Annotated in this window: 14 protein-coding genes, 1 pseudogene and 2 CRISPR repeat arrays; of the genes and pseudogenes, 2 read left to right on the top strand and 13 right to left on the bottom strand. The window is 39.5% G+C overall.

Going from position 1 to position 21,987, the window contains the following annotated elements; all coding sequences use genetic code 11:
- Positions 1-10: 10 nt before the first annotated feature.
- The 3 genes and pseudogenes from BLS69_RS23345 to BLS69_RS23335 all read right to left on the bottom strand — a co-directional run.
- Positions 11-3,007, bottom strand: a pseudogene (locus BLS69_RS23345) (amino acid adenylation domain-containing protein); the annotation flags it as partial.
- Positions 3,008-3,353: 346 nt separating this feature from the next.
- Complete coding sequence (gene loaP / locus BLS69_RS23340; protein ID WP_091036946.1) at positions 3,354-4,181, bottom strand: antiterminator LoaP; 828 nt, start codon at positions 4,179-4,181, stop codon at positions 3,354-3,356.
- A 432-nt stretch (positions 4,182-4,613) separates the two neighbouring features.
- Complete coding sequence (locus BLS69_RS23335) at positions 4,614-4,865, bottom strand: acyl carrier protein (protein ID WP_091036944.1); 252 nt, start codon at positions 4,863-4,865, stop codon at positions 4,614-4,616.
- Positions 4,866-5,390: 525 nt separating this feature from the next.
- Between BLS69_RS23335 and BLS69_RS23330 the strand changes: the two genes are divergently transcribed.
- Together BLS69_RS23330 and BLS69_RS32265 are read left to right on the top strand one after the other, a co-directional pair.
- Complete coding sequence (locus BLS69_RS23330; protein WP_091036941.1) at positions 5,391-6,395, top strand: hypothetical protein; 1,005 nt, start codon at positions 5,391-5,393, stop codon at positions 6,393-6,395.
- A 968-nt stretch (positions 6,396-7,363) separates the two neighbouring features.
- A CRISPR array of direct repeats spans positions 7,364-7,928; the repeat unit is 32 nt; unit sequence ATTTCAATCCACGCACTCGTACAGAGTGCGAC.
- Between the two features lie 873 nt (positions 7,929-8,801).
- The gene (locus tag BLS69_RS32265) at positions 8,802-8,951 is read left to right on the top strand and encodes a hypothetical protein (RefSeq protein ID WP_176872967.1); all 150 of its coding nucleotides are present in this window, start codon (positions 8,802-8,804) and stop codon (positions 8,949-8,951) included.
- 801 nt (positions 8,952-9,752) lie between these two features.
- Here BLS69_RS32265 and cas2 read toward each other — a convergent pair.
- The 10 genes from cas2 to BLS69_RS23285 form a co-directional block, all read right to left on the bottom strand.
- Positions 9,753-10,043: a CRISPR-associated endonuclease Cas2 gene (cas2, locus tag BLS69_RS23325; RefSeq protein WP_026081267.1), complete on the bottom strand. Its 291-nt coding sequence runs from the start codon at positions 10,041-10,043 to the stop codon at positions 9,753-9,755.
- Positions 10,044-10,052: 9 nt separating this feature from the next.
- Entirely contained in the window at positions 10,053-11,084 is a 1,032-nt protein-coding gene (gene cas1c / locus BLS69_RS23320; protein ID WP_091036939.1) for a type I-C CRISPR-associated endonuclease Cas1c, read from the bottom strand.
- Positions 11,081-11,740 (bottom strand): CRISPR-associated protein Cas4, encoded by a 660-nt coding sequence (gene cas4 / locus BLS69_RS23315; protein ID WP_091036936.1) that lies wholly within the window; start codon positions 11,738-11,740, stop codon positions 11,081-11,083. The genes cas1c and cas4 overlap by 4 nt, the downstream gene beginning before the upstream one ends.
- Positions 11,727-12,596: a type I-C CRISPR-associated protein Cas7/Csd2 gene (gene cas7c / locus BLS69_RS23310; RefSeq protein ID WP_091036934.1), complete on the bottom strand. Its 870-nt coding sequence runs from the start codon at positions 12,594-12,596 to the stop codon at positions 11,727-11,729. Before cas7c ends, cas4 begins: the two co-directional genes overlap by 14 nt.
- Positions 12,597-14,528, bottom strand: coding sequence for a type I-C CRISPR-associated protein Cas8c/Csd1 (gene cas8c, locus BLS69_RS23305; protein ID WP_091036931.1), 1,932 nt, complete (start codon positions 14,526-14,528; stop codon positions 12,597-12,599).
- On the bottom strand, positions 14,525-15,247 hold the full coding sequence (gene cas5c, locus BLS69_RS23300; RefSeq protein WP_091036928.1) for a type I-C CRISPR-associated protein Cas5c: 723 nt from the start codon (positions 15,245-15,247) through the stop codon (positions 14,525-14,527). Before cas5c ends, cas8c begins: the two co-directional genes overlap by 4 nt.
- 80 nt (positions 15,248-15,327) lie before the next feature.
- The gene (locus BLS69_RS23295) at positions 15,328-17,784 is read right to left on the bottom strand and encodes a CRISPR-associated helicase/endonuclease Cas3 (RefSeq protein WP_091036925.1); all 2,457 of its coding nucleotides are present in this window, start codon (positions 17,782-17,784) and stop codon (positions 15,328-15,330) included.
- A gap of 1,743 nt (positions 17,785-19,527) precedes the next feature.
- Positions 19,528-20,097: a CRISPR direct-repeat array (repeat unit 33 nt; unit sequence ATTTCAATCCACGCTCTCCATACGGAGTGCGAC).
- A gap of 760 nt (positions 20,098-20,857) precedes the next feature.
- Positions 20,858-20,992, bottom strand: a complete 135-nt coding sequence (gene cas6, locus BLS69_RS32990; protein WP_143023617.1) for a CRISPR system precrRNA processing endoribonuclease RAMP protein Cas6 — start codon at positions 20,990-20,992, stop codon at positions 20,858-20,860.
- Positions 20,986-21,120, bottom strand: a complete 135-nt coding sequence (locus BLS69_RS32720; RefSeq protein WP_256332397.1) for a hypothetical protein — start codon at positions 21,118-21,120, stop codon at positions 20,986-20,988. The genes cas6 and BLS69_RS32720 overlap by 7 nt, the downstream gene beginning before the upstream one ends.
- 14 nt (positions 21,121-21,134) lie before the next feature.
- Positions 21,135-21,740 (bottom strand): hypothetical protein, encoded by a 606-nt coding sequence (locus tag BLS69_RS23285; RefSeq protein WP_091036920.1) that lies wholly within the window; start codon positions 21,738-21,740, stop codon positions 21,135-21,137.
- Positions 21,741-21,987: the final 247 nt, after the last annotated feature.

Here is a 21,987-nt window from a genome sequence, read left to right as displayed (position 1 = left end):
GTCCAACATCATTTAATCTTGACATTAATTGTATTGCTTTAATGGAGTCTCCACCAAGTTGAAAGAAATTATCATGTAAAGATATGTGGTCCGTTTGCAATATACTCTTCAATAAATCAAATGTAATCCCAAGTTCTTCTTCACTAAGTTCATCAGTTGTAAAAGATAATGGCACATTTTCTGGCCCTGGAAGAGAATCTTTGTCTATCTTCCCGTTGGCTGTTATCGGAAGTTCATCGAGAAACATTAAGTACTGGGGCACCATATAAGAGGGTACTTTTTTCAACAAGGCTTGTCGTACAGTCAAGGTGTCCATATCTTTACTGTTTGCCACTAAATATGCTGTTAATGCTGTCTTTCCATGATTATCAAGGTACGTGGTAACGACTGCATCACGAATCCCCCCCACCTGTGTTAGGTTATTTTCTATCTCTCCAAGTTCGATCCGATAACCGTTTAACTTTATCTGTGAATCTTTTCTACCTAAATATTGAATGCTCCCATCTGACAATCGAATTGCCAAATCATCAGTTTTGTACATAGTCCCTTGACCAATGAACTTATTCCTCAAAAAATGTTGATTTGTCAGTTCAGGACGTCTTAGATAACCAGCCGCTACTCCGTCACCAGATATATAAATTTCACCAATCATGCCTTCAGGTACTGGCTGCATCTGATCATCGAGTATATATATCTTAGTATTTGATATTGGACGGCCGATCGGTACGGAACCTTCAAGATTTACACTCGAATCGAAGCGATGTGTAATGCATCCAACTACGGTCTCAGTAGGGCCATATTCGTTAATCAAAATGACTTGCCCGTTAAAACTCGTATGAATGTCGGCTGCGACGGCTGAAGTCAGATTTTCTCCTCCAACCACTAAAATTCGTACAGCTGAATTTCCATTATCACGATCCCTAATGAGAGATAGGTGTGTAGGTGTTAATTTAAGAACCGTTGCAATGTTATCATCTAGAATACGTTCTAAGATAAAATCCTTTTCAGTATCTGGATAGATCGCTATAGCATTTCCAGCTATTAATGGCGGAAATATAGAAGTTATAGTCAGATCGAATGCTAAAGAAGAGTATAAGGCAGCGATATCCTTTTCGTCCGAGTAATATGCTTGACGTGCCCACCATGCGTAGTTCATCAATCCCTGATGTTTAACCAGAACACCTTTAGGATTACCCGTAGATCCTGAGGTGTAGATTATGTAGGCCAAATCCTCTGGCAACACATGAACAGGAAGCATTTCATTCACTGGAAGATGATCGAGCATCAGTCGGTCAACTCTTTGTACCTTTCCACGGTACTTAGTTTCTTCCGGTAGGTTGATATTGCAAAGAAGAATAGCAGCGCGACTATCTTCCAAAATATAATGTATACGTTGATCAGGATAACTTGTATCAATAGGTAAGTATGCTGCACCCACTTTTAGTACAGCTAAAAGTGAAATCAGGGTCTCAAATGAATGAGTAAATAATAACGCGACAATATCGCTTTTCCCCGTTCCTTCACTGACTAAGTATTGCGCTAATCTGTCAGCATAATCATTCAATTCTCTGTAAGTTAGCGATTGATTCCCTAAAATTGCAGCAGTATTTTGCGGTGTTTTTAATGCCTGTATAGCAATCAATTGATGGACGCACATCTCTTTGGGATAACTTTCCTCAGTGTCATTCCACTCTTTCAAATACTTTATATCCTCATATTCGGTTGTTATACGAAGTTCATTGACTGACCTTTCTTCGAAGCCAACAATCTGTTCAGATAAAAACATTAATCGTTCAAACATCTTCTCTATATTTTCATCTGTGTAGTCGCCTAATTGGTAGTCAATTTTTATCTCTAGTTTTCCTGTCTCATCCCATTCCTTAATAATTAATTGTAACAAGTAAAGTTGCTCTCCACAGTAAAGTTCTTCATTTTCAACTATATTTCCATCACATTCACCATCAAGTTTTGTATTATAATAGTTCACACAGATCTGGAACAGTTGTTCATACCCGTTTTGGCGAAGTTTCAACTCTTTAACGAGCAAATCATACGGATATCTCTGATGAAAATAACACTCTTTCAAATCTTTATTCACACGACTAATAAAATCTGCAGCTAATCCTTCTCCCTCCACGTTTATTCGAAAAGGAAGAACACTCGTAAACATACCAAAGGTCTGCTTCTCTTTCACACCAGAACGATTTAAAACCGGAGTTCCAATTATAAGCTCGTTCTGTTGGGACATTTTGTACTGATAAAGCAGAACTAACGAAAGAAAAAAAGTATTTGTAGACACCTTTTTTTGTTGAATGTAACTTTTAATTGATTGGGTAAGCGATTCTTTCACCCAGAACGTTTTTCGTTTACCAACTAATTCATTCGAGGTTTTTTGTAAGAAATTCTCAGGAAAATCTTGAAATTTTTCTAACCAAAAGCGTTTATTCTTTTCAAATCGTGCTGAGGAAAGATATTCTTGCTCTTTAACAACATAATTCGAATATCTATTCTTTGGATCTAGTTCAACTGGATCTCCTTTACGCAACTTGATATAAATTTCATTGACTTCCCGAGTCAATATTTGTATGCTCCATCCGTCAGAAATTATGTGGTGGAGTTTGATAAAATATCCATTCAACTGTTCTGAGGCTTTAATAAGCATAAATTCATATAATGGTTGTTCAAGCAAATTAAACGGCTTAGCGAGCTCTTTTTCAGCCCAATCGGACACGACTTTTTTTGCATCACTGTATTTAGAAAAGTCATGAAATTTCAACGTATCCACAGCATCATCTTTAATATATTGGCATGCGCCCTCGCCCACTTCTAGAATTTCCATTCGTATACCCTCGTGCTTTTGAATAAAATGTAGAATTGCTTTCTCTAGCAATTCTAAATCCACTTCACCGTGTATCCAAATTACCCCACCTATATTATGGAGAGGACTCTGTGGATAAATCTTATCGATATACCATATTCTTTTTTGGGGATGAGTTAAAGGATACATCGTCGTCTTTTTTCTCAACACTTTTCTCTCCTTCTACTCTCATTAATACATCTTTTTGTCCGAGACCCGTATCATCTCCGAAATAAACTGACACGGTTGAACCATAATAACCATTGAGACTGGACACATTAGGAGTCTTTGAGACCCGTCTTTACATATGGAATAGAAACAACACCATAAGAGAACGCCTTCTGTACCTCTAATATTTCTAACTATGTTTTAAATTTAATTTTTCCAACAATGAGATTTAATAGGATTAAACATAGGTCGTTTAATGTATGATAACGATTTCAATATTCTTAATTATCCATCTTAAAGTTCCCACGGCTATTCTTATATGCAAATGTTATATTACATTAATTCTGTTCTGTATATAGAATACGACATCATCAATAGTCTTTAGCTTATCTAAAGAAAATTCATTCTCTGAAACCTTAATCCCAAATTCGGTCTCTAGATTGTAAATAAGACGTATAAATACAATTGAGTTTATTCCATTGAATTTAAATACATTGTTAATGAATGCGTCTTTTGGGGCTTGAATCAATTCTCTAATGATATGCTCAACTTTTTGTCTTATCCATCTCCAAAGATATTGCCCCTGATTTAGCAAATCAATACATATGGGATCAACAGCTTCAAATCCAATATCAACCAAATTCTCTTGACCCATAATATTAATTGCAAGTTTCGCTCGCTGCTTTCGTTTATCGATTTTCTTAATACGGCCTTCCATGCCTTTTAATGGGCCAGACAAAATAGTCAATTTCCCTTGATTCAACCAAAATTCCGAATATTCCATAGTATCATTTTCAGGATTGGTTAACTCTAAGAGTACTTTCATTTCATCATCAGGGATGAACTTGAAGAATGCTTCTTCCTTTTCAACACCTACATCGAATTTAATGTCCTTCTTATTACAATAGTTGAGCAATGATATTATGTTAGGAATCTTTTGTATTTTATTATATTTTGAAAAATCCATCTTCGTCTGTAAAAAAACATAGCCAGGAAACATTATCTTCACAACATGATTAACAACACCATTTTTCCTTTCAGGTACCATTCTTTTTGGGATGAAACAATTACATTCTAATTCTCCTAAGTGAAATTGAATTTGTTGCTTCACATAATCTTCCTCACCATTTCTCACAAATAAAGCATACCATTTCATATTAATCCCCACCCATTATGTTTTTGTTTTAAATGGGAGATAAAGCCCCGATAGAATGTTTATCAATTATTATGTGTCAATACCCGTTGAATATTGCTTTGTCTTCAATAGTTATTCAAGCATGTTTAATGAAGTGCTTTAGTAAATAAAAACCATTCCTCAATTATTAGTCTATTAAGAATAGAATAATAATTAAAAAATGGCTTTTAAAAATCAAATTGACACAATTAATCTTCATCAGAATATAGCTTCGCCCATTCATGCAACTTATAATTGCACTACCGAGGAGGTAAGTTTGGACCAAACGAATCATTTAACGTGCCGAAACATCGATTAAACGATAAAGTTTGTTGTAATTTGAAGTAGAAAAAGAATTTCATATCGATAGTACATACTTAGATATACTATGAATAAGTCACGTTCTTGAGACGTTTAATCTCTGCTCAACTCTGAAATAAATCCCCCTATTTTTTCGAGTGTATTGAATTCATTGAAATTCAGTAGTTGATCGGGTAATTCCATACCAAGTTTTTGTTCAATTTCAACTATAAAGTGCACATACTCTATGGAATTAATACCCAAATCAAGCAGACTCGTTTTCCATATATCCGAATCTGAATTGTCCATTCTTGAGGAATCCAAATTTCTCGCAATGTTAATCAACTTTTCTTTTATAGAATCCATAATGTGCCTCCTATAATATTAATTATTCACAATAATACTATCTATAACTCAGAACTAGTTTCGCAAATATTTAAATTTCTCTTTGCAAAAGATCTTTTTTATTTATAACTAAAGTGTATCTTGAAATTTGAATTTGCTTTCGGAACATAATTCGAATCGTTTCGAAAAATAAATAAATTTATGTAAAAACAATTTTAATAATATTGGGATTGAAGTATCTAGTCAACCTTTATTTCAAAATATGTATGAAAACGCAATAAAATCAAGCAATTCATGTATCTAATAATATCAAATAGAATACCCCAACTCAGATGTAGTGTTGACGAAATCAGCATAGTTAATCGTTACATGAACTGGCTTATTAAAAAGACCGCTCCATCAATCCTCTATGGTTAAGTGCTAATCTGGTTGTTTACTGATTGCTTTGATTTGAATTATAGAGTATTATTTCTTTCTAAGGAATTATATTCAAATATTTTTTATATTATAATTATACAACATTACTTTCATAGGAGATTTTGAACAATGCATACTAAAGTACTTCCTATCTCCAAACCAAAGGTTCTTGGTTTCTTACATCACGCTTATCCGTTATCAATTATTGGAAATCACAATGACTACATTCCTTGGTTTCATAATAACTTTATTCAAGTAATATGTAACACTGAATATTTTGAGAACAAGAATGACCATCTAGTTGATTTTTTCTTTCCAAACGATCGATTGTTTAGTTATCCATGTTTAGAAACCTATGCCTCAAAACCTGAATTTTCAACTAGTGAGATTGATATTGTTGATTACGTTATCAATAGTATTGATAAGGATTGCTATGTTTATACTCATGTTGATGAATTCTATATTCCCGACAGAAATGTACATAATCACTTTACCCATAATATTTTTATTTACGGGTACGAAGATGGAAAATTAAACGTTTTAGGATTTGATGAGAGTCATACTTTCACTAGCACTCAGGTTACCTTTGATGACTTTAGAAAAGCGTATAGTCATGCTGATTACAAACTTACTATTCTATATAACTATAATAATTACGTTACGCCACAATTTAATATCCATAGTGTAATTCGCTCCATAAATGATTATTCACTATCAATAAATACTTTTAATGGAAATGGTTACATTCCAAACAACCCTGTATTTGGTATTGAAACATATGATTATCTCAAAAGATATATTGAAATGGTTAAATTAGATTGTCTACGAGCTGATATAAGACCCTTCCACATTCTATTAGAACACAAGTCATGTATGCTCGAGAGACTAATGTATCTGAAAGAAAATAACTATTTAAAGGATCTTGACATTTATTCAGAATATAAAGAAATAGAAGAACTGGCACAAGTACAACGAAATATTATACTGAAGTATATGTTTTCTGGTGACACCAATTTATTGTCTAATCTGGTGACTTCTATAGATTTACTAGTAAATAAAGAAAAAAATGCTTTGAATAAGATTCTAAATGACTTAAGATCATCTAATATAATGATAGATTATTCCACTAAATAAAACTCATATAAGTACACTCAAATATTTGAGACACTTGCTGGAAATAAAAAGTTAGATCTGTGTTTTAAAACAATTGCTCTCCCTCTGCATTGTCATACACCATTAGCAATAACTAGAATTACAAATCCCCCCTCAATAAGGGTTCCAAATGGCCCTTCTTTCTGCCATTCGGAACCCTTTCCATCTTACATATTTACTAGACTAGAAATTTAAATGAAGTATGTGTAGGAACATGATCTGATTACCAACGTTGTATTGAGATTCTTTTCAAGAATAGAAATGTGTGTCATCGAAAGTAATTTTCGTCTTTTTAATCAAGCGGCAAGAGGTTAGGACACTTATCAGAATTGAAGTACATCAATAATTTCATAAATGAGTTACTAATTAAGCCAATAATTTAACTGCATGAATTGATCATAAGTTTGTCCGGTTAAATGAATATCCCTAGTGTTCAAAGGATTACTCTTTGCAGGTTTTGAGCACAAACCAAGTAATTAACTTCTCGTATCATGCCTCTTGTTCAACCAACCAAACTCCCAATGAGCAGTTTAGTAGGTTTCGTGGTCAGTGAGCAACAAATTTAGTAAATCAAGAAGTTGTTCGCTTAAATCTCCTAGCAACGCACAAATGTTAGTAGAAGCATTCAGCACATTATTAAAGATTACGTAAGTGATATATTGGGAATCAATGTGCAGAAAAAAAGACTAAATAAGGAAATTTGTGTACTCTCTCATTAGGACAACTCGAAGTAATGAGAAAGAAAACGTTAAAAAATCCTCGAACCCATACAAAGTGCGACCGTATATCGTTCCTTCAGCATCTGTACCGCCTATATTTCAATCAATGCACTCCATACGGAGTGCGATTATACACCTAGACTAGGTACGCCAAGTTTAAAGAATTTCAATCCACGCTCCTTGCAGACTGTAACGTTGTAAGGCAGCTCTATTGGCTATACTGGACTTAATTTCAAGCCACACAATAGATACAGAGTATGACGACTTTGACAAGACAAGAAGTTATTAATGCATTTCCATTTCAATCCACGCACTCCATACAGAGTGCGACCAACAAACATGTACGCAATTCAACAACTAGCAAAAATTTCAATCCACGCACTCCGTACAGAGTGCGACTACATAAGAGTTCAACTTCATCTGCGCTCATCATAATTTCAATCCACGCACTCGTACAGAGTGCGACGAGGATCGTATGCCGCCAGGACAGGGTGATGGTGTATTTCAATCCACGCACTCGTACAGAGTGCGACCAGGCGACCAGGCTATGAAGCTACAGATTGCACAATTTCAATCCACGCACTCGTACAGAGTGCGACGGCAAACGCCTGGGGTGATCACATGGGAAGAGTATTTCAATCCACGCACTCGTACAGAGTGCGACCCGCGAATCCGTAAAGGGTTGGCGGCTTTCCCAGTATTTCAATCCACGCACTCGTACAGAGTGCGACTGAGTTCCAGAAAAATTACCAAGCGTATGAGTTATTTCAATCCACGCACTCGTACAGAGTGCGACAGCGAAAAGTGACGTAATAACCGCGTTTCAAGAATAACTATTAACGTATTTTCGATATTTCTACTTCTTTAAAACGGTTATCATAAATTTCCAACCCTAAATCATTGCCAAAAGGTCACAATAAAGACCTTTTCGACAAGTTTCGAGGTGCGAATCCCCCAGGGAAATCATGTGAGCTTGGCATTCGCACCTGCTAAAGTATTAACGGCTCGCCAATATCATAGGATCTTTAGCACCCACATGTTGGACTTTACTTTTGTATTTATCGCCAAAATTATAGAATCGAAGACTATCAGTATCCTTGTCAATTAATTCTTCCAGTTCAAATGAAATATCCATCAAAGAAACGCCGTTCGCCAGTGACCACCATGCCGATAAATAGACCTTTAAGTTTATCCTTCATGTTATCTTTAAGTGTATAATGGTATTTATAAGCTTTTTACTATAACGATGTTATATCGGCTAATTTCTTTCTTTAGTTTACATTATATAATTTCTATAATAAATAGAATAAGGGCCTCCTAAAAGGAGGCCCTTCAAGCACAATTACCATAAAGGTAACGGTGGTTTCGTATAAACATCATATAATCGCCACAACCAACACCGTTGGCGGGGAATATAGACAATATTTCTTGCAAAAAAATGTTATCAAAGTACTTTATTCCTGTCAAGTTGAGTGTTGAATACGATTAGTTTTTCTTCGGTTAACCCTGCCGCCACTTGACTCATTGTTGCTAATTGAGAAGTAAACATCTCAACCTGCGCCTCGTGTTATATGATCTCGAAGGCGCTTAATTTCAATTTTAAAGGTTTAAAAGTAGCATAGAAAAGAAATGATGTTACTAGAATCTCATATGTGGAGGATAGTACATAATGAAAACGAATAAAATCTTACCCTTTTTGAAAAAACCTCAAAAAGTGGTCCATAAAGATCAAGAGCAAATTTTTAAAGATAACCGTGCAAAAAGAGAAACTACCTTAAAACAATTTGATCAAAGGAGAAATAATAAGATTAATGAATAGTTGACGGAGATCAGTCACCCTCAATAACTTTCACTTATCTGAACCTCACTAGGGATATAACATGCCTAACGAGGTTCTTTCTTCTATACTTACAAGCCTTATTCAATTGCTCTAATTCATATTGCCTAAAGGTCCATATGCTCTCAAATATTTTCTTCTGAAAATCTCTATTATTTATTGGTCTATTTTTTTATAACGTGTTAAGAGGGTTCCAATAAATAAGAATGACATCGATATAGAAAATTTCAATCCACTCACTCCATGCAGAGTGAGACACGGACACCCTTCGGGGTGTTTTTTTAGTTGTATGATTTCAATCTACGCACTTATGCAAAGTGCGACCAACTGGTTCATCGGTTGGGTATATCGAGATTTCAATCCAAGCACTCATACGGAGTGCGACGTTCTGGATTCATAATATCACCCACTGGGTAATGGTATTTCAATCCACGCACTCCATACAGAGTGCGACACATTAAGTAATGCGTCAGCACCATTTTGAACACTATTTCAATCCACGCACTCCATACAGAGTGCGACTAGGGCTTGTATAGACGAGTTTTAACGTAGCTGTGATTTCAATCCACGCACTCCATACAGAGTGCGACAGCGAAAAGTGACGTAATAACTATGCTTGAAGAATAACTATTAACGTATTTCCGATATTTCCACTACTTTAAACCGGTTATCACAAACTTTCGACCATAAATCATTGCCAAAAGGTCACAATAAAGACCTTTTCGACAAATTTCGAGGTGCGAATACCCCAGGGAAATCATGTGAGCTTGGCATTCGCACCTGCTAGAGTATTAACGGATCGCCCATATCATAGGAATCTTTGGCACCTACATGTTGAACTTTACTTTTGTAATTATCACCTAAGTTATAAAATCGAAGACTATCTGTATCCTTATCAATCAATTCTTCTAGTTCGAATCTTAATCGTCTAAATTGGGCAGCATCCAGTATACATTCAAACACCGAGTTCTGCACTCGCTGACCGTGATCCACACACTTTTTCGCCACTTTAGATAGTCTTCTTCGGCCTTCACTATCTATCGTGCTCACATCATACGTAATCAAAATAAGCAATCATCACACCTACTTCCACAGAAACGGGGGATACTCATCCAGATCCCCACGTATATATCTTGCCAGTAGTAACGCTTGAGTGTATGGTACAAGCCCCCAAGGTATTTTTTCATTCAAATACGGATGCATAATCTTTTCCTGTTTACGATCTTGCCACGCTGTTAGCACTTTCTTTCGTGTTTCATCATCCATAATGACTGCGAGATTTTCTTTTACATAAAACCCCTTATCGTTAATCACTTTTTTGTTAATAAGAGAAAGTACAAATCGGTCTGCGTACACTCCCCGAAGTTCCTCCATCATATCCAGTGCAAGAGAAGCTCTACCAGGACGATCCCTGTGCAAAAAACCAACGTATGCATCAAGTCCGACAGATTCAAGCGCAGACTTCATATCATTAGCAAGCAAGGTATAAGCAAAGGATAATAGTGCATTCACTTTATCCAACGGAGGACGTCGGCTACGTCCATAAAAATAAAACGATTCTTTTTGCTGTAGAATCAGATCATCGAACACAGAGTTATATTGCACGGCAGCGGATCCTTCCAATCCGCGCAATATATCCAATTGCTCCACCTCGCGCAACAGCTTCATCGTTTCGCCTAGCGACTCCGTGACCTTCTTTATTCGTTCCGTATCGATACGTAGTGCATAATCCCGTGTGGCTCGTTCCAAAATCCACTTGTTGTTATACAACTTTCCTGTAATCATATTACGAGCAACCCGCGCACTGCGCTCCTCATTGTCAGATATGCAGTACTGTTCTTTACGAAGGACCACATTTCCTCGATCTTCACCAATGACACGTGCGAGGAATCGCCCCGTTCGTGTCATAAACGTTAAACTAACATTTCGTGACGCACAAGCCCCCATCAATGCTGGACTTACTCCAGCATAGCCAAAGGTGCATACAGCCTCCAAATTATGCAGCGGATAGCGAGCAAGAATTTCTTCCTCCTGCTTCACCACAATATTTTCGCCATCTAGTGCAAGGTATGTATCGGATAATGTCACAAATAAGGTGTTCAGCAGTTTTTTCATTCATTCAACCTGCTTTCGATGTAACTTGAAACAGAGCGTTTGTTTAAGATATCAGGTACACAAATATTGTTCAAAGAACAACTCAGGCAGTGTGGCCCGGCTTTGGCTTTGGGGGTGTGTTTCCGTTCAAAGTAAGATCTCATCTCTTCGATACTCGCCCTCACACGTTCCCGATCTGCCGCAGTAATTATGACTTCTACCCGATGCTTAATCTCGTCATAATAAAAATAAGCCTTGTGAATATCACATACGAGCATTTCTTCAAGACACATGACTTGTGCTACCAATTGGGAGTGATCGGAATCATTTCTTTTGGGCTTGCCGCGTTTATATTCAACAGGAAAAGGAAGGTATAACCCTTCCTCCCCTGCAAGCGAAACTCCAGCCGGATCACGAATGAATTCAACTACGTCACAGATACCTGTGATGCCAAGTTCTCTCGATTGTACCGGAAGTGCACGAACCACTAGCTTATCTCCTCGTTTTTCACGAAGCGCTGGCTGATCTGCCTTTCGATGCAAATGATCTCCCTCTATGGTACGCACATTGTCTTCCCACTGCTGTTCGATATGAATTAATGCCCACTGCCTTCTGCAAAAGTTAAAATGCTGAATACCCGAAAGCAGCAGGTAATCCTCTTCATTATAGTCCTTCATATTCTTGGACTGCCAAGCCTTCAAGTGGTACCACCGTATAGATATAATCATCGTAGGACTTTGCTTCTGCTACGTCTGGCTTCAATTCAATTTGCAGAGAACGATGTACTTTCGCAGATGAATATTGCCCCATCTTGGAACTATGCTCCCACCAATACAGTTGGTGCACCTCCATACTACCGTCAGGACGGGCAGAAGACGTATCATTTTCAAATAAAGTTCTCAGTGATTCACGAATTTTCTCTGCGTCTTCATATGTAAAGCCGGTCTTCTCAGCCAGTTGCGTGTTGATACTGCCATAGAATACATAAACTCCAAAATCTACGCGATGCTTCATGCCCATCGTATCCGATCCTTTTTTGTCCGGATCTTTAGCCGTTGTGACTGAGTTTACACTCTTCGTAATCTGCATGCTGGAAATATCAATCCGATCCAAGCTTACCGCAGTATGGATGGATACTGGACCCCGAATACCCACAGAGACATCGGTACCGCTAAAAGCAAATACTTGTCCAAAGCTACGTACGTCTATCCAGGATTGACAAGCAGCCTCCGCATACAGATCTTTGTTTGCCTTCTTGCCTTTGGCATGTTCTTGCACATTCTCATTGGCATCAACACGATCTTTAATAGAACGGTGACTATCATTACGTTTTTCATCGGATTGTACGAGAATGGACTCTCCCATATCCTGCAGACGGTTACGAATTTTACGTTTGATACATACATCCGAGATTTCCCCTAAACCATCATAGTTCTGACGAGGGCGGTTTCCATTCAATGGATCACCATTCGGGTTGGCATTACGAACAGACAGTACAACAGCAAAATCGATTTTGTGATCAAGTGTACTCATTTAGTTATCCCCTTGTTCGTTCAATTGGTTTTCATCGTCTTTATCAAGTGCAGCTGCGGCTTCTTTATCTTTCCTACTTGTATATAAATCGTTACGCTGACTATAAAATCCTAATAAGTATAATCCCGTGAGTGGCTTGTCTGTAAAATCTTCTAATTGAAGTTTGGCTCCAACTTCATCTAGCAACGAATTATAATATCTGGCACCCGTCCCCATTCGCGCTTGGTAAGGTTGGAGATTAGATTGAATAATGCTCCAAGTTCTGCCTGGCCGTTGCGCAAAGGCGTTCATATATCGAATGGCATTTGTTGCTCGTTTTTCCTCTTTTCCCAGAGCACTTCTCTCTAATACATCTGCAATGGCAAGCATTCTGCCAAATAAGTAGCTACGATCCGTTGTTTCGGTATTCAGACTCACCCCGTACCCCTCCTTCTTATTAACAAGTGCGCAAGTAATACTCAGCGTTTTCTCCCATTCCCAATTTTCCATGCCTACCGGGTTGGATGCACGTTGGATAGAACTGCGAACAATATCCAGCGGTATGGGACGTTGATCAATGATACATGGAAGCATCCGCTCCATGAGTCCTTTAACTACCTTGTCACTGGCTCGTGGGCCATAGGCTGCAAAAGCAATGTCTTTCGTCGCGGGCGCTCCAATAAACGAGACGGGTTTGTCGTTTTTATTTTTACGATAGCGATGTATCCAGTAACAACTCTCATGCCAAGCTGTTATCCGGTCCAGATACTCGTTCTGATCTAAACTCCGATAAAACATAATCGACATTCGTCCTGGTGTGGCCGCATCCAGTGTCATCAAAGTCACTTCATGCTTGGAGTTATACTCCCCATCGTATCGAAAGCCACCAATCGCCTTCCTGATTTGCAAGGCAAAATCCTTATGTGTTGTATCTCCACCAGCAAGAGCTTCCTGATCATCTTCATCTTCCCATAAACTAAAAGAATCTTCTTGAGGTTCTGGCATATCCAGACTTGTACTACCCCACACCAGAAAAACTTTGCCGTCTATAGTGGTTCCTTGTCGATCAATAAGCCACTTCAGCGCGTTATGGCCTTTCTGTGAAGCTTCGTAGCTGACTACTGCTGCGTCACGACTGGTACGGAAACGTCCCCGATACGTAAATCCACTGGAGTCGTTGGCGGAGATCAACTTGGACTTGTCCCCTGAGTGACGTATGCGAGAAGCATGTTTATCAGCAACTGGTAGGTAATCACCTGTCACGAAACAGATATCCTTGTCCTGCAAACTCATCTCGTAGAACTGGATAAATGATTGTTGTACCGAAGCATCCCGCCATAGTCTGGATTCGGGCTCTCCTGGAATATTTACAGCAAATCGGACAAATGCACCACTCTGATCCGAAGCAATGACATTGAAGATGTCAGGCTTTTTCCCTTCCTGGTCGCCAGGCCCTGCGATCCACTTCTCCAGCAGCTTACCTTGGCTATCCACATGAAGTATGCCTCTGCTTACTAAATCAGCGATGAGTGTGCCTTTGCTGACATAGTGAAGCACACTCTGTACTCTAGGGTGACTAAAGGGAGATTCGCACCAAGCCTTCAGTTGGATCAAATAATCTTGATACGGTGTTCCTTTGGCTTCTCCGCAGAACTGAGTGTAATCTCCTGCAACATAGGCTAACTTGTCAAAAAGCGGATACGGTACAGGCGCACTCGTTCGACTTGCGGAAGCTTCGGTGCAGGGAATAATCGTGCTGCCATCATTCTTTTCTACCACTTTGGCATTTACGATATTTCCTTTTTCATTCAGATGCACTTCAATGTGCGCAGTTTGGGTTGTGTGCGAGATTGGAATCAAGGCGTATTCCTTGCCGTTTTTCTTCATTTCAAATTGACCGACAACCTTAGCGTGATCATCATACGTTTTGCTTAAATTAGCAAGCCAGCTCATTTACTCACCTCATTATCGAACCACTCCGAGTGTAAATCATCAACAGACTGCATATTCTCTGAGTCAAATATTTTAGCTGTACCTTCTCCCGCTTTACGTATCAATGTGCATTCATCCGGACGGATAAAACGAATCACTCCATGCTGCATTTTCGCTTTCCACAGACGAACCTCTCGCTCATTGCTTCCTGTTTCATCCGGGTAACTGATTCCATGTAGCATCGTGCCAAAATCAAGCTCACCTATACGATCATAGAAGCTCTCGCCTTCACCGAACTGGCAAGGTTCGACGTATCCCTGACATTCACGAGTTCCCAGGAAAATATCTCTTCGTCCTCCGACCTGAACAGCTCGTTTAGCGATATTGTGGTGTTTGTGTTCGTTTTGGTCATGTACCAGATCTTCACGATGAGAATTAAATTCAAAATGAGCCTTCACCTGATATCGAACATCTCTTAAATAGGTGTAATAGGCTAATGTGTTGCCACCACTATATTCAATCGGACGCATGCCTTTCGATTCCGTTTGAATCGGATTCATAATACGGACTTCGTCTATAATCCAGATCAGCGTCGGCTTCCAGTAAATGGATTCCACAATCCCTTTAAGGGCTTGATATGTAGGAATCTGATAAGAGAATTTTTCTCCTCCAAGTTTCGTGAGTGGATCGGTAAATAACGCATAGTTTCCCGACACCTCAAACTCGATTTGGTTTCTCAATGGTTCGGCTCCTTTCTATTGGATATAGGAGGGAGAAACATGTGTCATGAAGCTCCCCACTTTACGTTAGCCTGACCGTTTCATATCATCATTGTTTCCCAAGTGCCCTCACCTTTGGATTCCACACCAAAGTCTTCAGAGTACGCTGTTTCCCGCAGAGCAAGGACGTGACCATGTAACAATGGATATAGATCCCCACTTTTTTCTAATGTCCTGAGCTCGTGATCATAGATGTTCACCGTATACTGCTGAGCTTTCCGTAACAGATCCCCCAATTCACCCGGCTCCATCTTACCATTCAGGTCAATAATCAGTTCCCTGCCTTCTTCTCCGTAAGGAACAAGGACAGCAGTGGCATTCGTCGATATTGCTTCAAAATATTTCTCTGCTGTAGCGATAGCATAATGATTAACAACTTCAGGTTTTGTTGCATGTTTCTTTTGATATGCATCCACGTAATAACGGTTCCGGTCCATCAGATCAAACAAGTTCTGTTCGAGTTTAGGAATAGGGTAATGCATTGTATCTTGAATATCATGAAAGTAATATTTAAAATAACGCGCGATTGCTTCAGATGATAATAAATCATTCCCCAGCGTCGCCGGGTCATCCTTGAAATCCTGAAGCACTCGCTCTGTCTTCTCAGCACCAATTTTAATCTCAGGTAGGTGGGTCAATACTTCATCCGACGATCGGATAATATAAACGTTGCGAATTTCATCTTTGCCGTGCCTGTTACATCGACCAGCTGCTTGTGCTATGGAATCCAAACCAGCCAAAGATCGAACCACACATTCGAAGCTGATGTTCACCCCTGCCTCAATAAGCTGTGTGCTCACACAGATGATTCGTTCTCCCTTGGCCAGTCGTTGGATTACGCCATCCTCTCCAGATAGGACTTCTTTACGATGTGCAGCACACATATTAGTACTTAGATGAACAATTTGAACCCCGCTGTCTTGTAGCCATTCCTCTTCATTCAAGTGTTCAAACAGTTTACGAACTGCCGTTTTTGTGTTTAAAATAACCAGTACGCTGTTTACTTCTCTCATTTGTTCCTGTACAAAAGAAGATAATTCTTCTGCGTCCCAGCCTGAGGCTGTATCTTGTGTAAGATCATGTAATTCGACTCGTTTAAAACTGCGTCCAACGTCCCCTAAATTCTGAATAATTTCAGGATGTTCTGAGAAATGAAGTTTGTGCTTCACGAAATCAAGCGCGGGTTGAGTAGCTGTACAGAGCAACAAACTGGAGCGTCCAATCACATGCAGGAAATTCAGTGCAGCGTTGAAGAGTGAGATGCATCGAACAGGAACGGATTGCACTTCATCAAATACGATGACTGCATTGGAAAGCTGATGTAATCTTCGTACGTTTCGGGTTCCTTTCGCATAGAAAGTATTCAGGAACTGGACCATCGTCGTAAAAATAATAGGCCGATCCCAGTGATCACGGGCAAGCTTAAGACTCTGTTTGCGCGCATCATAGGTTTCCCCTTCGTCGCCCTCTTTGCGTTCATCATCCATGTCATCTACAACGTTAGAGTGATGCTCCAAAATCATGTCATCGTTCTGCAAAATGCTGCGAATCTCTGCCGCGTTCTGTTCAATAATGGTCGTATACGGAACGATATATATAATCCGTTGCTTGTCATGTTCAATGGCATGTTTTAGGGCGTAACGCATACTCGCAAGTGTTTTCCCCCCTCCCGTTGGTATAGAAAGGGTGTATACGCCGGAAGGACGAAGTGCGAATTCTTCGCATTGGCTGGACATTTCCCGCCGTAATCGATTAATGGGTGTGTTTGCTTTACTTCCTTGCTCAAGGCCGGTTAAATGTTGAGATAACAACTCATGGCTTGTTTGAAAAAACGACTTATAATCTACTTTATCTGAGGATGATTCATTTTCTTCAAACTGTCTTGTATTGGTTCGATCTGCATCGATCAGGCAACTAAAGATATATTTAATGAGCAGTGAACCCGCAATGCGTGGAAGTTTATGCTTATTGATAATTTGTATGTATTGTTGAAGCTCTGAGGTGGCTAATTCGAATAACTTATCCAAACGTTCAGGAGGATTCAGCTTGAAAAACTCTTCTTTGGCTTGCTCATAGTGTTCTAATTCCTTGGAAACAACACGCTCCAGGTATGGTGAAGTTTTATCAGGCGAGATGTAGTCTCTTAGACCCTGATGATGTGAGATAATACAGTTGGCAATCCACTCTGCGGTATACTTGTCCTGAGCAGTTGCACCACTGACATGGTAACGATGATGCAGCAGCTTGCCACCGGCAGTGGAGTGATCTACAGAACCTTTACGGGGAGGGGCATCAGGATGAGCTACTGCTTCCTGAATGTAATTTCGAAAAGCATCTGTATTTTTCCCCATATCATGTAAAAGGCCGGCAATCCCAGCCAAATATCTGACACCTATTTTCTCTCCAGCCTGCTCGGCTCCTTGTTGCACTTCAACCAAATGATCTTGAACGGTCTGAATTTCTCCATCTTTCTGACGGATATGGGCAATATAGGTCATACAAGTTCACTTCTTCCTTTCAGAAAAGAGATCCCAAACCTGTTCCTGCACTCAATAATTAGGAAAAATACTTATATTAACATTTCGACTTCAGACGACAAACTCCTTTTTATTTTCAAAGGAAAATCCTTAGTTCCTATCCCGATTAAGCTTTGTTAAATTTGTTATAACATAGACTCAAATTCAGTTACAGAGTATAATATTGATTAGATAATGTTGATTGACTCGCACATTGGTCCGACATAACACGAGTTCCCCCTTTTTGTATTGTACATAATGAAATCCAACATTAGGTGTATTATATATGTGGCCGCACATTGGTTCGACCACTCTAAGGGAGCGTACATTGGTACGCTCCCTTAGTTGTAATCACCTATACTCCCACAATTTTGGAGACAAAGGAGCTATCTTTTTTTATATAGGTCTATTAATTCTTTATTATTTGCTTTACGATGTGCATATCCGTATTCGAATCGCAAAAAGACAGTTGTAAAAAATACAATCATGTCAGCTAATTGTACTAACTGGCAATGTTGTGAGTTCTCAAGGAAAGAGCTATTATATATACGATCACTGGTCGTCTACTGTCGGAGAACTTGAACTATAAAAGCTCTCTCTTCGTCGCGCCCTTTGAGAATAACAATTCCTGTTTCATTCCTTTGAATGAGTTCTTTTTCTATTAATTGAATTAAATTACTCATTCCAAGCTGGTGCATGTTAGTATGGCCTGTATCAACTGTATTTTGATTATATGTATTATTAGATGCAAGCACTTTACCCCTATGTTTATCAATAAGCTCTATCATTTCTTCAGCAAGCTTAAACCGATCAATAATCGGAATTTTAGAATACAGATCGTCCCCATCAAAGAAAGACCTCTGTGAACTTCATACTTTTGAAAGAACGGTAACGTATTAACCTGTTTAATTGTCGATCCTTTTATCTCACCTTTGAATTGCAAAGCTACTTTAAATAGGACAGCGCTTCAAAATCCCGTTCAAGCTGTATAACGAACTAAAATCCCACCATAACAATTACAGGCTGTTGTTGCATAACTCCAAATCTATTATTTCCAGACTCATCTAAATAAGATCCATTTATCACATGTTTTCCTCCTTGATTTCTTAAAAGGATAGTAAACCATATATTCTTTTGTGTCCTCTAATTTATGTACTTCACAATTCTATTCTAATGATAACCTGCACGCCCTCTTAAAGGATTCGCCTTTTGTAACAAAACTTCACAATGACAATTTAGCATTTTCAATCCACGCTCTCCAGGAATCATTCTAAGCCATTACTTGTTCCTCTCACGGTGAGTGATACAGTTTTATGTTTCTGCCCAAGGGTTACTTCCATATACATACTTTGTCTGAGAAAAATCTCGTAGCTTTTCTTTTTAGCCCCATAAAAAGATGACTTGTCGCTCCATACGGAGTGCGACCGCTGATGGTTCCGGGCTGACCCTGGACGTAACATTTCAATCCACGCACTCCATACGGAGTGCGACCTCCTAGCGCGGTGGTTTCTATGAACTTCCTCGAAATTTCAATCCACGCACTCCATACGGAGTGCGACCAAATGAAAACCAAAGCGTTGGCATTGACTTGGACATTTCAATCCAGGCACCCCATACGGAGTACGACAAACCAAGGTCTTCGCTTGCTGTGCGGTCTATGATTCATTTCAATCCATATACGGAGTGCGACCTTACATCTGGATGGTTCCGTGAGTTTGCCATCGAATTTCAATCCACGCACTCCATACAGAGTGCGACGTGCTGCTGTCCAGATCCACGGACGTATTCTTGATTTCAATCCACGCACTCCATACAGAGTACGACACCATCATTCGTCATGATGATATTCCGTTGTACAAATTTCAATCCACGCACTCATACAGAGTGCGACAAAAAGCTGGTTACGCTACGAACCCCAACTATGCATTTCAATCCACGCACTCCATACGAAGTGCGACGTACCTGAATCATTGGGTGCTAAAGTCACCTACAAATTTCAATCCACGCTCTCCATACGGAGTGCGACATCAAACGCATCAAGAGGGACCGTAATTTTAACTGATTTCAATCCACGCTCTCCATACGGAGTGCGACACGCAATTAATTAAATATTTCACATTAAAGGGCAATTTCAATCCACGCTCTCCATACGGAGTGCGACTCGTATCCCAGAGCAGACAGCAGGCATTTATCCATTTCAATCCACGCTCTCCATACGGAGTGCGACATCCCTGGGTACATCGATGCGAACGAGTACCCATGATTTCAATCCACGCTCTCCATACGGAGTGCGACAGCAAAAAGTGACGTAATAACTATGTTTCAAGAATAACTATTAACGTATTTTCGATATTTCTACTTAGTTAAAACGGTTATCACAAATTTCCAACCCTAAATCATTGCCAAAAGGTCACAAAATGGGCCAATTCGACAACTTCTGAGGTGCAAATCCCCCAGGAAAATCATGTGAGCTTGGCATTCGCACCTGCTGCAGTATGAATAGATCAACCTTATCATAAGAAACGGAGGATATTCATCCAGATCACCGCACGCACTCCATACGAGTGCGACTTTGCTGACAAAACTAAAATCACTAATAAATGTGTATTTCAATCCACGCACTCCGTATGGAGTGCGACTACACAGAGGGCTGGATAGCCTTCAACACTTGCTGATTTCAATCCACGCACTACATACGGAGTGCGACAGCGGAAATACACGTATCAAGTTATGTTTAGAATTCCTTAATACGTACTTCCAATACTTTTTCCACATATTAGCTCCACTATATCCCACAACAGCATATAAACTCAATATCCTCGTTGCCAAAAGGTCATAAAACTGAAACAGGTTCGAACCCAAAGCTCACATGATTTCCCTGGGAGATTCGCACCTCGAAATTTGTGGAAAGCTCAGATGACTTCATGACATTTCGCAATTCATTACTACCACTGGATCAAGGATTAACGATGCACTCCATCCAACAGGATTCATAGCCGATATCCTCATCACTCCCATCAAAATATCCTGTTTACATGGACAAAACGCCTTCACATTACATGGATCTGTAGACCACATCGATTTGTCCACAACCAAAAGTGGAGTTCCTACCGATATGTAATATACGGGCAGCGTTAAGCCAAGGGATAAAGGGAGACAGTTCCCCCTTAAACGTTAGTGAACTCAGCATGCCGCTCCAATCCACCGATTCTTTTTTCGACTGGAGTATCGATGCATCACATTCAGATATAATCCGGAAGACGTCAGGCTCATCTCGCTTGCCAATTCACATACCTTCATCGCTACATCCGTGTTCATTAACCTCCATAACGCTAGGTCAACAACGGAATTCTTCTCGTAATAATTCGATTGATAGTTGGAAAATCAATAAACTTTACCAGTGCCCCACCTCGACGAATACGAACAGGAGTCACCAGATGCACAGAACACCATGAGGCATGTTCTTGCAGCGCATGGACAGAAATATTTTCAAGTTCAGCTGCGTTCATATCGAATTGTCCTTGTTTCCAAGTCAATCCATTCTGATCTCCATGAAAAATGCCTGTCTGTTCGAACGCCTTACGCTCCGTTCCAATTCCTAAACAATGAGCCTGAGTCAAGGAAGTCACGATATCCTTATCGTAACGAACGGCATCTCCGATCAAGATGAGCTTAAAGCATAATGGATCACCTTTATAATAAACCGGCTCTGGCCGAGGTAGCTCAATGATATAAGGGTTGACGATATCCTGTGCAGCTCCATCCAATCGGCGATTCTCGAATACATACGTATAAGATTCCGAATGGCGAGTTAGCGCCCAACCAGTCACACCATGGAGCGTAGAGCCGAGAAATGCGGGCAAACGTGACGTTTCCATTTCAAATCGAATAAGTAACGGGAGGTATTCAAGCGAAAAAATAGGTGCTTGTCTATTCATACGATGCTCCAATTCTGATGTAGATCAAAGATTACAAAACTAACGGCAAGCCGTTTGTAATTAACCCGAAGCACTACATATGGAGGACGTCAAAATTTCACTAAAGATACTTTCCTAGATACGGATTTTAATCCACGCACTCCGTATGGATTGCGACTATACAGAGGGCTGGATAGCCTTCAACACTTGCTGATTTCAATCCACGCACTCCATACAGAGTGCGACTCAAAACCGAAGTTACAAGTAT

This window comes from Paenibacillus sp. CF095, from assembly GCF_900101225.1.
Classification (GTDB): domain Bacteria; phylum Bacillota; class Bacilli; order Paenibacillales; family Paenibacillaceae; genus Paenibacillus.
This window is presented reverse-complemented; position numbering and strand designations above follow the sequence as displayed.